Annotated in this window: 11 protein-coding genes; 2 read left to right on the top strand and 9 right to left on the bottom strand. The window is 40.5% G+C overall.

Translation table 11 applies throughout. From position 1 onward, the window contains the following. Window positions 1-23: 23 nt before the first annotated feature. From IGK01_RS01450 to fdrA, 6 genes are all read right to left on the bottom strand, one after another. On the bottom strand, window positions 24-1,865 hold the full coding sequence (locus IGK01_RS01450) for a beta-glucoside-specific PTS transporter subunit IIABC (protein WP_438770477.1): 1,842 nt from the start codon (window positions 1,863-1,865) through the stop codon (window positions 24-26). Between the two features lie 203 nt (window positions 1,866-2,068). Next, window positions 2,069-3,283: a dicarboxylate/amino acid:cation symporter gene (locus IGK01_RS01445; RefSeq protein WP_010736497.1), complete on the bottom strand. Its 1,215-nt coding sequence runs from the start codon at window positions 3,281-3,283 to the stop codon at window positions 2,069-2,071. A 6-nt stretch (window positions 3,284-3,289) separates the two neighbouring features. Then, window positions 3,290-4,228, bottom strand: a complete 939-nt coding sequence (gene arcC / locus IGK01_RS01440) for a carbamate kinase (protein ID WP_062805817.1) — start codon at window positions 4,226-4,228, stop codon at window positions 3,290-3,292. Between the two features lie 22 nt (window positions 4,229-4,250). Further along, on the bottom strand, window positions 4,251-5,495 hold the full coding sequence (locus IGK01_RS01435; RefSeq protein WP_023519001.1) for an MFS transporter: 1,245 nt from the start codon (window positions 5,493-5,495) through the stop codon (window positions 4,251-4,253). Next, window positions 5,465-6,340: a DUF2877 domain-containing protein gene (locus tag IGK01_RS01430; RefSeq protein ID WP_010736500.1), complete on the bottom strand. Its 876-nt coding sequence runs from the start codon at window positions 6,338-6,340 to the stop codon at window positions 5,465-5,467. Before IGK01_RS01430 ends, IGK01_RS01435 begins: the two co-directional genes overlap by 31 nt. After that, on the bottom strand, window positions 6,333-9,344 hold the full coding sequence (gene fdrA / locus IGK01_RS01425; RefSeq protein WP_224434442.1) for a DUF1116 domain-containing protein: 3,012 nt from the start codon (window positions 9,342-9,344) through the stop codon (window positions 6,333-6,335). The genes IGK01_RS01430 and fdrA overlap by 8 nt, the downstream gene beginning before the upstream one ends. Before the next feature lie 121 nt (window positions 9,345-9,465). Here fdrA and IGK01_RS01420 point away from each other — a divergent pair, with 121 nt between their 5' ends. Both IGK01_RS01420 and IGK01_RS01415 read left to right on the top strand, forming a co-directional pair. Beyond that, window positions 9,466-11,061: a PucR family transcriptional regulator gene (locus IGK01_RS01420; RefSeq protein WP_224434441.1), complete on the top strand. Its 1,596-nt coding sequence runs from the start codon at window positions 9,466-9,468 to the stop codon at window positions 11,059-11,061. Next, window positions 11,033-11,857: an alpha/beta hydrolase gene (locus tag IGK01_RS01415; RefSeq protein WP_438840447.1), complete on the top strand. Its 825-nt coding sequence runs from the start codon at window positions 11,033-11,035 to the stop codon at window positions 11,855-11,857. Before IGK01_RS01420 ends, IGK01_RS01415 begins: the two co-directional genes overlap by 29 nt. A 120-nt stretch (window positions 11,858-11,977) precedes the next feature. Here IGK01_RS01415 and IGK01_RS01410 read toward each other — a convergent pair whose 3' ends face one another. From IGK01_RS01410 to IGK01_RS01400, 3 genes are read right to left on the bottom strand one after another with little or no spacing between them, the layout of a single operon-like run. Next, window positions 11,978-12,598: an AAA family ATPase gene (locus IGK01_RS01410; protein WP_349521016.1), complete on the bottom strand. Its 621-nt coding sequence runs from the start codon at window positions 12,596-12,598 to the stop codon at window positions 11,978-11,980. Window position 12,599: 1 nt separating this feature from the next. Then, window positions 12,600-13,469 carry a class II fructose-bisphosphate aldolase gene (locus IGK01_RS01405; RefSeq protein ID WP_438840446.1) on the bottom strand — a complete coding sequence of 290 codons (870 nt, stop codon included), beginning with the start codon at window positions 13,467-13,469 and terminating at the stop codon, window positions 12,600-12,602. A 23-nt stretch (window positions 13,470-13,492) separates the two neighbouring features. Next, window positions 13,493-13,885, bottom strand: coding sequence for a tetratricopeptide repeat protein (locus IGK01_RS01400; RefSeq protein WP_169058418.1), 393 nt, complete (start codon window positions 13,883-13,885; stop codon window positions 13,493-13,495). Between the last annotated feature and the right edge of the window lie 10 nt (window positions 13,886-13,895).

The following is a 13,895-nucleotide window of genomic DNA, read 5'->3' as shown; positions in this document are numbered from 1 at the left end:
TTCTATTCCTCACTTTCATTTCTTCATTTTACTAAAGCAGAAATCATCAATAACTCAGTTTCGGGTGTCACTGATTGATTTTCTACTTGATGATCGATGTGATACTCCTTCTGATTGGTCACGACCACCACAACGACTGGATCAAATCCTGCTTGTTTGATTTTTTCAATATCAAACGCAAGCAAACGCTCGCCTGGTTGTACCATCTGACCTTCTTTAACAAAAGCCTGGAAGCCTTCACCTTGTAACTTGACTGTATCGATTCCTACATGAATCAGTAATTCTACTCCGCTCACCGTTCGTAAGCCGATGGCATGACCTGTCTCAAATAGCATGGTCACTTGTGCTTCTTCAGGAGAAAAAACAATACCTTCTTCTGGAATGACTCCGACACCTTCACCAACCATCCCACTAGAAAAGACATCATCTGGGACTGTTTCAAGAGGAATCACTTGACCTTTGACTGGGCTCACGATACCCCAAGTTCCTCCCCTACGACTCTCGTTCTCTTCTTGTGAAGTTGCTTCTTCTTGATCTTTAAAAAATACCAAGCCACCTACAAACGACACGACAAAAGAAAGAGCTGTACAGACAAATGCCCAGACAAGGTTCATCGGTTGATCTGCACTAGCAAACATCGTGATACTCGCAATCCCTGGTCCAACCAATGCGAAGGCTTCTAAAGCCATGATCCCGGCAAATATCCCGCCGATGAAACTAGAAACCATCACGATACTCAATACCCGTTTGTGTAAGATCGTGACCCCATATAATGCGGGTTCAGTGATACCAAATAAAGCTGAGATTCCTGCAGAAATCGCTGTTTGTCGCAATTTTGTATTTTTTGTCTTTAAACTTACGGCAAAACATGCACCAGATTCAGCGATATTATGTGCCAAAGAAGCCGGTAAATAGAGCATCTCTTTTCCTAACTCTCCCATTGAAGAAACAGCATAAGGAATCATCGCTTTGTGCATGCCAGTAACGACCATCAATGGTAGAACTGCGGCAAGTAAGCCTGTCGCTAACCAGCCTAATCGTTGATATAACTCGACGATTAAATATGAGAATGCGCTACCAACGTTATAGCCTAACGGTCCTAAAATCAGCAGTGCAACTGGGACAGTCACTAATAAAGCAACCATCGGAACAAAGAAAATACGAATCGGCTTCGGAGAAATTTTCGTGACATATTTTTCGACGATACTGTAAAACAACACCGTTAAGATTGCTGGGAAGACTTGAGAAGCATACGCAATATTTTCAATTGAGAACCCTAGAAAGGAGGTTCCGTCTGCTAGAAGGGTTGCCATTTCTGGTAAAAGCAAAGCACTCACTGCTGAAACAGCTACGATTTCATTGACTTTTAGCTTTCTTGCCGTCGTCATCGTAACTAAAATCGGTAAGAAGTAAAGAGGCGCTCCTCCGATCAAATTCAATAGCAGGTAAGTAGATGAGTTTGCATCCATCACACCCAATAAAGATAAGAGCAGTAAAAGTGATTTTAAGACACCGCCACCTGCAATCGCAGGGACCAACGGTTGAAAGACTGAAATGATAAAATCAAGTAAAATTGTTCCAATAGGTTTCTTTTCTTTGTTTATGTTCTGATCTGCCGAAATTTCTCCGATCAGTTTGGCTAATTCGTCATAAACTTCCACTACTTCATTCCCAATGATTACTTGGAATTGAGCATTGCTCCGAACACCAATGACCCCATCTAAGCGTTCTAACTCTTCACGATTTGTTTGTTTGACATCTTTCAACGTAAAACGAAGTCTAGTTGAACAATGTTCCAAATGAATGATATTTTCTTTTCCGCCAACGAATTGTAAAATATGCTTTGCTAAAGTTTGATAATCCATTTTTTCCACTCCTTCTTTCGTTTTTCTTTTTCGCTGCGCAGACAAAAAAGAAAAAAGCAGGCAAGACCATAAGAAATAACAACAAAGGATTCTTTGTGTGTCTTTCTTTAGGTCCTGCCTGCTTTACCAGTCACATGCCTGTTTTATTTACATTTACTATAACAAGTATTTTTTAAAATTGCAACCCCTTTCTTTTTATTCATTTAGCCACGGCTAAAAATCTCATAATCGATTTCATCGACTGATTTCGCCACGAGGATTGCTGAATACACATCAGAATTGACATTCAAAATCGTACGCAACATCCCTACCAACCATTCAACACCGCCAAAAATGGCAATACTTTCAATAGGTAACCCCATTTGCGGCACGATGATGGCTAAAGAAACGAGCCCCGCACCAGGAACTACCGCATTGGCTAAAGAAATAAAAGTGGCTAAAATCGCAAGATAGACCATGGTCGTCCATCGAAACTCTACTTGGTACATCTGGGCGATCGTGATCACCGTCAGTGCCATGTGCATTGCTGAGCCATTACTGTTCAATGACATTCCTAATGGTAAGACTAAGTGACTGATTCGCTTACTCAACCCTAATTTATGTTGTGTTTCTTCTAATTCGATTGGTAAAGTGATGGCTGAAGAAGTCGTTGCAAGTGCCATGATCGACATATTCTTCATATTCATGATCAATTTTAACGGATGTAATCGGCCGTATATACTGACAACAACTAACCATCCCAGTAAGAACAATACTGTAGCTAAGCTATACACCAGTAGATATTTTACCATTGGCAGAATGACTTGTGCGCCTAATTGGCTGATACTGCTACTCACCAAGGCAAATATCCCAATAGGGGCAAAATGCATCACATATTTGATGACTTGGATAATCACTTCGTTAAAATCAATGATTAGTTGAAACAACTTCGATTGGGGCTGTTTTTGTCCATATTGATTCAAGGCTAGGCCAAAAAAAATCGCGAAAACAATGATTTGGATAATCGAACCTTGCGTAAGGGATTCAAAAATATTTTTAGGCACAAACTGGAGAAACGTTTCTTGGATCGACAGCTCTTGCGCCTCGATCGTAGGACTTAATCGCTCTATATGTTCCATGCCAGATCCAGGCGTAAACAAAACAGCCAATAACACACCCCATAAAGCTGCCAATAAGGAGGAAATCCCAAAGATGAGCAAGGTGCGTGTCCCAATACTTGCTAATTCCTTCAAATCAATACTACCTAAAGCTTGAATGATCTGACCAAGAATCAATAATGGGATCGCCATCTGCATCAGTCGTAAAAATACTTCGCCAATCGGTTTTAACACAGACGCACTCATTGGCCAGAACATCCCTACCAAAATACCTAAAGCCAATGCAAGGCTAATTTGAATGATCATGGCATTTTTTTTCATCACTCGTTACCTCGTTTGTTGGATCACTGTTCCCGCACCTTCAGTCAAATGGTTCAATTTTTCAATGGAAGTAATGACTGCTTGACGTTTTGGATCACTTGCAACAAAACGGACCGCTGCCTCTACTTTTGGCAACATACTTCCAGCTGCAAAATGACCACCAGCTACGTATTCTTTTGCTTCTTCGGGAGTCATCGTCTCTAAGGCTTGTTCTTCTGGTTTTCCATAGTTGATATAGATATGCTCGACACCAGTTAAAATGATCAAACGATCGGCACCCACAGCGTCTGCCAATACGGCTGCTGAGAAATCTTTATCATTGACCGCTTCCACGCCTTGATAAAGCCCAGATGATTCAATTACTGGGATACCACCTCCACCTGCACAAATCGTGACAACATTAGCTGCTACTAACGCTTGAAGTGCTTCTTTTTCCACAATTTCTTTTGGTTGAGGAGATGCAACGACTTTACGATAACCACGTCCTGCATCTTCCACGTATGTTCCTTCATTTTTTTGTACCGATTTTTTTGCCTCCTCTTCTGTATAAAATGGTCCAATCGGTTTCGTTGGCTTCTGAAACGATGGATCATTCGGATCAACTAACACTTGTGTCACGATGGAAACGACCGGTTGGGTGATCCCATGTTGCGTAAACGCATTGGTTAACGCTTGTTGTAACCAATAGCCAATACTTCCTTGTGTCATTGCGACACATGTATCCAAGCTCATTGGAGGATTTTTTGCGCTTATTCCTGCTTGTTGCTGCAATAATAAATTGCCAACCTGCGGACCATTGCCATGACAAAGAATGACTTGTTCTCCTTGTTCAACAAAAGCTGCGATAGCTTCAGCCGCCTGTTCGACTATGGCTTTTTGTCCTTTATCGGTTGGATCAGTTTCTAAAATAGCATTCCCACCTAAAGCAATCACATTTAATCCCATGTCTTTCCTACACCTCTTTCTATTACTTCAGCGTTTGTGTACGATCCTCTTTTGCCAATAGGGCAAAGAGAATCAACCCGATGATCAACAAGACACAAGAGAGGTAAAAACCAACTTGCATCGAACCTGAAGTATCTGCTAAATAACCAGTAACGTAAGGAGCTAAAATCGATCCTGACATCCCGATAAAATTATACGCACTTAACGTCGTTCCTAAGGCTGCTCTTGGTGCATGTTTCGTGACAAACGTCACCATGATCGGGTCAAGTGCTAATTTCCCAGTCAATCCATAAAGAATCAGCACTGTGATCAATAAGGTACGATTGGTAACAAAAGCGATAGCAAAAACCGAAACGATTGCTAATGGAACCAAAACAAAGACTAGTTTCTTCGTCGCTCCTGTCTTATCATTGATCCGTGCAAAGAGTAAGGCGCCTGGTATCGATGCCCAAGGGACCAAAGAAGAAATAAAGCCAACACTCGCTCCAGTAAATCCACGTTCTGCAATCAAAAACTGCGGCAACCAAGTAAGAATCACAAAATTAGCATAAATGCTGGTAAAACATAAAATAAAGGCTGCTACTAAGTTACGATTTGTAAAAATCTGCTTCAAAGAAATTTTTTCTTTTGGACCTTCTTCCACTTCTGCTTCTTCACCCGGACGGATCACTTTTTCTTTCAACAATACATAAAACAAAATGCCGACAATCAATGTAGGAATCGCCATCAGATAAAATGGCTTGCTCCAATCATCCCCGTTTTCTAAGACCAATTTACTTGATAGAAGATAACCGCCTGATGTTCCAAAAGCCATACCACTATTAATGATGGCATTTCCAATCGTCCGTTTACTCTTTGGAATCGCTTCTGTCGACAAGGCAAACTGTGGACCGTAGTAAGCACCTTGCCCGATCCCAGCGATGGCACGAATCACTAAGAATAAAATAAACGTCGTGGCTAATCCGGTGAAGTATGTCGCTACTGCCAAAAGTAAAAATCCCACTGTGATGACTAACTTTCGTCCAATTTTGTCTCCGACGATCCCAAAAGGAATCTGAGCGATGGCATATGTCAGAAAGAAGATACTATTTGCTAAGCCTAATTGCGTATTGCTTAAACCGAATTCTTCCCCGACCACTCCCATGATCGGGTTAAAAATCGTTCGTGTGGCATACATCAAGATCCAACCAATAAAAAAGATTGCTACTACTTTGATCCAGTAAGTATCACTGACTCTTACTGCTTGTTTTTGTTTACTCGCTTCCATGTTTCACCCTCACTTTCTTCTCCTTCGATTGCTTGTAGCGCCAACCAAATACCAAAAGCTAGATCCTTTCCCGAAGAATGACCAATTCTCATGATTTTCTCTAACTGTTCTTCTATTTTCTCCTCTTGGTTTTGTGCTAAGTCTGAAAATAATTGATACACTAGTGAATTGGCGTACCCCTTTGTCGCACAAGTTAGATATGCTTGGCTGATTGCAGTCGTTGCCGTTTGGGCTTCTCCCAGAGCAACCGCTAGCGCGATTCCTCTGGGATCTGAAACAGTCCCTAAAACAAGCTGATAACCCATCAATAGGTCATCACCACTAGGCGTCAACCCTTTGCCTCTGCCTAAAAGATAACCAACGACTTCTTGCCATTCAGTTGTCGTCCACTCTCTGTTTGGTTGTGCCATTCGAGCAAACAGCGTGGATGCACGTTTATCTACCGGTAACCCGATTTTTGTCTGCCAGTTTTTTTCAGCCAAAAATGGTTTCAATAAAAGTAGTTGTTTTTTCGATAGCCCTAACGTGAAGACGTTGAGAGGAACCAGCCGACACGGTTTTAATGTCACTTGTCTGACACTTGAAATACTGTAAATCGTCAATACATCATCACTTATTTTTACACGATTTCCTGTTTGAAGAGCCGAAGCAAGTGTGTTAAATCGATCTTCAGGAAGATTGATACCAAAACTAGATAGATAGTCATGAAAACAGGCGATATTGATCAATTGTTGCTTGATTTCAACATTAAAGGAATGCTCAAATACGCTGTGGATCACACCTATTTTTCCAAATTGCAAAAGTGGAGATAAATACTCGCTCATTTGAATTTCTTGATTACTCAACGTTGATCCCTAGCTCCTTAGCATAGGCCTCTAAGGCTTGTTCAAAGCAAGCGAGTGGTGCCCGAACTGTACCTGCGCCAATTTGCCCCACTCCAGCATTTTTGTGCGCGATCCCAGTATTTATAACAGGAGTGATTGCTGTTTCCACCACTTTGCGAATATCGATTCCTAAGCAAGTTCCTTGAAAATCCCAAGTTGGTATCGAAAACGTTGGGTTATGCCCTTCGCAGATTTTCGCCATTTCATTTGAGGTTGCTAACGCATCTTCAAAACCACCTGCACCAACAAAACGGGTCACACCTGGTGCTGCGACCATGGCCATTCCACCTACACCGACAGTTTCAGTGATAGCACTATCGCCAATATCGGGATTACCATCTTCTTCATTGAATCCTGTAAAGTACAAGCCCTTTGGTGTATTTACAGGCGCTAGATGCCATGTATCGCCTGTTTCTGCGATTCGGACACCAAAATCGACACCATTACGTGTCATCGTTGTCACGATTGTTCCTTTAGTCCCTTGGCGCGCACCATCGACGATTGCTTTTCCCGTAGCCATCATGATATTCAAGAAAAATTGATCCGTATCTGCTAAGAACTTGATTACATCATATTTTTGTTCTTCAGGAATCTCCGTTTGAATGATCAATGGAGCGATTTCTTTCAGGAAATTCAAAGAAGCAGCAATATTTCTTTGATGGAATTCATCCCCCATCGTAATCGACCGGGCGATCAAAACATTTAGATTCAATCCTTCCTCGGTGAATGCCAATGCTTGATGGATTGTTGGTCCTAGTACTTCTTTGATCCAATCTAAGCGATCAACGACTTCTTGGGAATACGCACCAAAACGTAATACCTTACCGATACCTTCATTCAAGATACAGAAGGCTTGATTGCCTTCTTTCCGGTTTTCAACAATGAAGACCGGCATATCACCAGAAGTGATCCCTCCCATCGGTCCTACTGCTTGTACATGATGACAAGGAATGAATCGCACTTTATTTGCTTCAAAAAGTGCTAATGCTTCTTCTTCGTTTTCTGCCCAACGTTCGAATAACGCTGCACCTAGACACGCGCCTCGCATCGGTCCGGTCATCGCCTCCCAAGTGATTGGCGGGCCTGCATGCAATAGTGTTTTTTGCTTTGGATCATTTAATTCAGGAATCACCGTTTTTGCAGGGACCACATCGACCAGAAACGGCTGTGCGTTCTTGATTTTTTCTGTCACTTTCTGATTTTCTTCATCAATTTGCTCCTGATGCTCTTCCAACGCATCTAAAATTTTGATCATTTTCTTGTTACCGCTCGCGCGAGGCCGCCAATCCAACTGGACTGTTTGTCCACCATAGGTGACAATCGATTCGTTGAAGCTTTTCAAACCGACATTCACTACACGCGGTTTCGTCGTCAACAACTCCATGACTTGCTCACTCGGTTGTGGTACAGAAACTGTTTTTCCATCATATGCTAAGACTTCTTTATCTGCTTCAGACAATCTGATGCCTTTTAACAACAACGCCAGTTGAACCGCTTTAGCATTACTCTCTGCGACAAAAACACCTGCTTCTTTCAAACGTTCCACTGATTTTTGGTAGTCTTGTGGATCATTCTTCGTCCCACACACTGTCGCCACGAAATAAAGTTCACGTCCTGCTTTTTCCGCTTCTGACTGCACAGATTGGATCGTTGGTAACAATGCACCCACCATGTCTTCATGGGCACCATATCCTAAAACAATATCAAATAAGATGACGCCAGTTTCTTCTTCCTTGGCGTACTCTTCTATTTTATGGATCCGGACTTCCGGATCGATCATTGGATGTGGTTTACCTTGTGTATAACGATCATCTCCTAAATCAATCACTTCATACCCTTGAGATTTCAAGATATACCCATCTTCTTTGACCAGACCACCTAAATCTAATGCTTCTGAAATCAGCATGCCTGCTTCAGCTGCGAGCGTTCCTCCAGAATATAGCCCTTTGACGACTTTTTCTTTAGCAAGCGTCAAGACACCCGGCTGTTCTAGTGCTTCAAAGTAATTTTTTTTCACTGTTGCTTCGTTTGCTAAATCCACAGCGATACGGGCAGTTTCCTCTAACGTGTGTGCCAGATAGACTTTTCCTTCGTGATTCGTTGGTTTTTCTCCTAAAAATATAGCGACGACTGGTTTTGAAATACTCTGCAATAATTGCACTACCTCGTCACGTACCTCTTTTGCAGGTGGCTTAGAAATCACACAGATCACATCTGTTGGTTCATGGTTTTCAAGTGCCACGATTGCATCTTTGACCGTTATTGCTCCCACCTTGTCGCTCAAGTCACGACCACCGGTACCAATGGCATGAACCACACCTCCACCTAGACGATCAATGATTGTCGTCACTTCTTGGATACCCGTACCAGATGCACCAACTACGCCAATATTTCCAGGTGCGACAACATTCGTAAAAGCAATTGGGATACTCGATAAAATACCTGTCCCACAATCTGGCCCCATCATCAATAATCCTTTTTCATGCGCTAGTTTTTTCAGACGGACTTCATCTTCGATCGCAATATTATCCGTAAATGAAAAAACATGCAGATTATTCTTCAACGCACGTGCCATTTCTGCTGCGCCGTATTCCCCCGGAATACTAAACAAGGCGACATTTGCATCTGGTAATTGTTTCAATGCTTCTTTCCACGTGGTCACTGATTTATTCGGTTGTGCTGTCTCTTTTGCTGATAGATCCGCTAAAAAATCATCAATCATTGGCAGTACCTTTTCCATGATTGATTCATCCTCACTCTCTACCACGATCATTAAATCGTTCGCAGACGCAGTTTGTGCCTTTTCTGTTAAAAGTGACGTGTTATTCAAAATATCTTTATTAGCATCCGTTCCCATCATGATCTGGCTCATGTTGACTTCCTCAAGCGAATTGATTTGATTAGTCAATAGCATCAAGTTGATGGAATCTTGATAATTATTTGGTAAAACAACCGTTTCTAACATAATGCCCCTCCTTATTCATTCTTACACTGTCATTGTAGAAGATTAAGAAAGTGTTTTCATCGGACGTATTTCTAAAAGAATGCTATACTTTTTATCCATAAAAGGAAAAAAGGAGAATATGATGAAATTAAGGGAGTTATTATTGCTAGGTGAACTAAAAAAAGGGAAGATTCTAACGAATGAGATTGGTTTAGATAATGAAGTCGAAACTGCAATGGTCTTAGAAGCCATTGATATCGAAAATTGGAGCAAACAAAATCAGCTGATCCTGACCTCGTTTTATGCATTGAACGACTTGTCAGAAAAAGAACTGGAAGATTTTTTCATCAAGATGTGTCAAATCGGGATCAGCGGTCTTGTGTTAAAAACCGATCGTTTTATCAAGGTGATCCCCGAATGGTTTATTGAGTTATGCTTCAAATATGAAATCCCATTGATCAAAATTAGTCAAGAGATCAGCTATGAAAAAATTTTATTAACGATTTATGAGCCGTTACTCAATGCACATGCCCATACTTTACGAACCTACTATGAAGCACGCCAAAGATTCAACCGTCTAGAAAAACAGTTTTCTTCTTTAGAAACGATCATGCAAGAGTTTTATCAAATCATCGAACTTCCTTTTTCCTTAAAATTGCTTGATAAAGAAATCGAAATTTGCGAAGGGATGATTCCAACCGATGCCATCGTACTCTCACGTGAATCGCTACCACAAACAGATTTCATGAAAAACGATTATTCTTTACTGACACTTTATGCTCAAACAGACTCGAAAAAACGCTATGCATTAGAGATTGCGATTTTCAATAACTATTCTCTCAATTGCTTATTGCTTGTTTATCTGAACAACCAACAAATCAAAGAAACCGACCTAGTCATTATCGAAAATGCCATTGACGCCTTGCAAGAAAAATTCAATACAGAAAGCCTATTGAAAAAAGAACGCTATACTCGTTTAAATAATTTAGCTGATGCGATTTTACAAAATACACCACGAAATCCTGAAGAACTAGATAGCTTGCTACAAGAAGCGCATATGCAGTCAAAAGATACTTACCAGACAATCGTCTTTTCAACTAAAGAGATGCAAACGCAATTAATGAAAAATCGCATCCTTACACTTTTACGGACACTGAAAAAAGAGGCGATTTTCTTTGACCAACATCAATATTCAGCTGTTTTATTCAACTTTGCTCAATCGGAAGGGCCTATCACTAAAGATCAGATTTCACGTCTGATGGTAGAAATACTCGCAGAAAATCAACAAGTAACATTTGCCATCAGCCAAGCAAAACCACGACAGGAAATCAAGGAATTGTTGTTTGAATGTTTGGATATTTTGAATTTCAATACCTCATTTTACAATGGTCCTGTTGTGACATCCGAAGATATCGGCATATTCAAACATTTTATTCGAGAAAATCAGATAGCAACATTGCAAGAAGCAATCCCTCTAAAATTGGTGCAGTTGGCTCAAACAGACTATGACTTATTTGAAACTTTTTATTGTTTTTTACAACACAATCGGAACTACAAACAAACAGCAGAAGCAATGTTTTTACATGCTAAAACGATTCGTTATCGTCTCCACAAAATTTCCAATTATCTATCAATTGATTTAACAAATCCGTTACAAATGATCAATCATGAGATTGGCGCCTATATTATCAAAATGAGGAGACAGGCAAATGAAAGAAACCAAACAACTACTCGATGACATTACAGTAACCATTTATCCTGCTCAGAGTGATACACCGAAATATATCCTTTATTTGCATGGTGGCGGATTGATTTACGGATCAAAAGGTGACATACCCAATAGGCTAAAAGATCTCTTTTTAGCTCATGGCTACACTCTGCTAGCTCTTGATTACCTGTTGGCACCAAATACATCTGTAACAGAAATCATTGCAAAACTAAATGAAAGCTTTGATGCCTTAAAAAAGACAATCATTCATGAACACCCCTTTGGTATTTGCGGGCGTTCTGCCGGAAGTTATTTGATGTTCCACCTAACCAAATATTTGTGTGTGGATCGAGGGCTTTCACCCAATTTCCTAATCAATTTTTATGGCTATGCTGATTTTGAATTTCTGAAGAAACAAACCACTCCCACCACACACACATTAACAGAAGAAATGCTTATAGACATTGATCAACAAACACCCACGGCAGACGATCCACTGATGGGTCGCGCCTTACTTTATTACTATGGACGACAACAAGGAATCTTAGCCGATTACTATCGCTTACCGAAATCACTGGATTGGTCGGATTATGCCATTAGTGAAACAGAACTTGCAGTTTTTCCTCCTTGCTATAGTACCGCCAGCATCTCAGACCAAGAAGTACCTTTTGCTTCAAGTAAAAGGATAAGCAAACAGATCCCGAATAGTCGATTCAAACCTGTTTATGATTTAGAACATGACTTTTTGAAACAAACAAACGAGCCCCAAGTCCAAACAGTCTTAAAGGAATTATCAGATTGGTTATCCACCAAAGAGTCACTTTGACATATGGCACAAAAATCTAGTAATAAAAATGAAAAAGCCTATCTCTCGATAAATAGGAGGATAGGCTTTCACTTTTTACGATTCATTCAAAACTTGAATCAATCAACTAGATATTATTTTTTATTGGTCATTCGCCACTCGCCACTCTAATTCGTCTAACAGCGGTGTATAATCCACTTTGGTGAAATCAGTCACATCGAATGTATAAAGCGTTCCAAGTTCAAAGTGTTCATACTTTCGATCATTTATAACAGCTCTAAATTCTTCTTTGGTGATATGATTGGTTCCTAACGATCGATCGTCCAATGTATCCCCATAATGATAATGGTTCATGATATAACTCAAATGACGTTCAGGATCACGATCTCTTTTATAACGTCGTTGCCATAGTACATCAAAGTCTGCGTGCAAGCGAATCGTGATCACTTCATATCCATATTTTTTTGATAAGGCTTCTAATGGTCCTTTTTGTTTAACACTGAAAGGATACTCTGAAACAATCACTTTCTTCCCTGCTTCCATGTACAGTTCCAATGCCTGATAAAAGAATGGATACACCTTGTTTTTTTCTTGCTCTGCTCGTTCAGCTAAATTATCGAACCCAATTGATTCAGCGTAATACTCTTTGACTTCATCTAAGGTAAGACGATACATCGTTGGAAAACGTTCGAACAGTCGTTCCATCAAATAAGTTTTTCCTGTCCCAGGACTTCCTGCCAAAAGAAACAAATATTTTTTCATTTTAGCTCTTTCCTGCATAGACCTCACTTCCTGTATTCAAAAACAGGCCGATTTTATGTTTGATGATTGCCTTTACTGCTTCGTTGGCTGGAATCACGTTGTGGCGTAATGATCGGCTGACTTCTGCTTCCCCAAAGCTTTCTTTTGCTGTTTTCGTCCAGTTGACAAGTAGCTCTGTCCCAACATTGAATTTACGTATTCCATGGTTGATCAACTCTGGATAATCTTCCTCTTTCACTCCAGTACCGCCGTGGATGACCAAGGGAACATCGACTACTGCGTCGATTTCTTTCAGGAGTGTTAGATTGACTTCTGTTTTTGATTTGAATTGTCCATGATTTGTTCCAATAGCAATTGCTAATGCGTCTACTCCAGTTGCTGCTACGAATTCTACCGCATCTTCGGGTTTCGTATACACTTTATCATCTTCTGCCACATGGATTCCTTCTTCCGTCCCACCAATCGTTCCTAGCTCCCCTTCTACTGAGACACCACGAGCATGGGCGTATTCAACGACTGCTTTTGTTTTCAAGATATTTTCTTTAAAAGGTAGATGGGAACCATCATACATTACTGAAGTATAACCGCTATCGATTGCTTGCTTGATATCAGAGAAATCACGCGCATGATCCAGATGAAGAACAGCGTCCACCATTTCTTCTTCAGCAATCGTTTTCACTACATTGACTAAGACATTCATCCCAATATATTTCGCCGTATCCACACTTGTTTGGATAATGATCGGCGCACCCATTTCTTTGGCTGCTCGTAACATTTCTGGCAACATCTCTAAGTTATGCGTGTTGAATGCGCCCACGGTAAAATTCAAAGCTTCTGCTGTTTTTGTTACCTCTTTTAATGTCGTATACATTTTTTTTATAGCCACCTTTATTCTTATTTATTCCCTGTAATCGTAAGTTGTTTAGCAATTTGTCGCATCTCGTCCATTTTCCCCATATAATGATCAATTCCTTGATCGTCCCCAGCTCGTGCAGCTTCTGCTCTTTTTGCATTATATAAAGACATCAACTTCTTGTACCCATCATTGATACTTTTCTTCAGTGATAAACTTTTCTCAAGGTGTTCGATTGCCTGATCGTTATCCCCTAACTCAGCGAGCTTTAGTCCTACTTGTTCAAAAAGAACCGCTCGTTGGTCTGTTTCTTCTGTCTGGTCGATATCTTTCTTTAGTCGTTCGATCGTTGTTTGAAGTTCTTCTTTTTCTTCGATGGAAAGCGTCTGTATTACTTCAGGTTGCTCTTTTTTCTTTTTCAAAAAACCAAACATTATGCTCCCT

Origin of the sequence: Enterococcus sp. AZ080 (assembly GCF_051714945.1) — a bacterium.
Lineage (GTDB): Bacteria > Bacillota > Bacilli > Lactobacillales > Enterococcaceae > Enterococcus_B > Enterococcus_B pernyi.
This window is presented reverse-complemented; position numbering and strand designations above follow the sequence as displayed.

Bases quoted from the DNA above. Each gene is read 5' to 3' on its own strand.
- fdrA (WP_224434442.1), bottom strand. From the start codon at position 9,344: ATGTTAGAAACGGTTGTTTTACCAAATAATTATCAAGATTCCATCAAC.
- IGK01_RS01420 (WP_224434441.1), top strand. From the start codon at position 9,466: ATGAAATTAAGGGAGTTATTATTGCTAGGTGAACTAAAAAAAGGGAAG.
- IGK01_RS01415 (WP_438840447.1), top strand. From the start codon at position 11,033: ATGAAAGAAACCAAACAACTACTCGATGACATTACAGTAACCATTTAT.
- IGK01_RS01410 (WP_349521016.1), bottom strand. From the start codon at position 12,598: ATGAAAAAATATTTGTTTCTTTTGGCAGGAAGTCCTGGGACAGGAAAA.
- IGK01_RS01445 (WP_010736497.1), bottom strand. From the start codon at position 3,283: ATGAAAAAAAATGCCATGATCATTCAAATTAGCCTTGCATTGGCTTTA.
- arcC (WP_062805817.1), bottom strand. From the start codon at position 4,228: ATGGGATTAAATGTGATTGCTTTAGGTGGGAATGCTATTTTAGAAACT.
- IGK01_RS01405 (WP_438840446.1), bottom strand. From the start codon at position 13,469: ATGTATACGACATTAAAAGAGGTAACAAAAACAGCAGAAGCTTTGAAT.
- IGK01_RS01435 (WP_023519001.1), bottom strand. From the start codon at position 5,495: ATGGAAGCGAGTAAACAAAAACAAGCAGTAAGAGTCAGTGATACTTAC.
- IGK01_RS01450 (WP_438770477.1), bottom strand. From the start codon at position 1,865: ATGGATTATCAAACTTTAGCAAAGCATATTTTACAATTCGTTGGCGGA.
- IGK01_RS01400 (WP_169058418.1), bottom strand. From the start codon at position 13,885: ATGTTTGGTTTTTTGAAAAAGAAAAAAGAGCAACCTGAAGTAATACAG.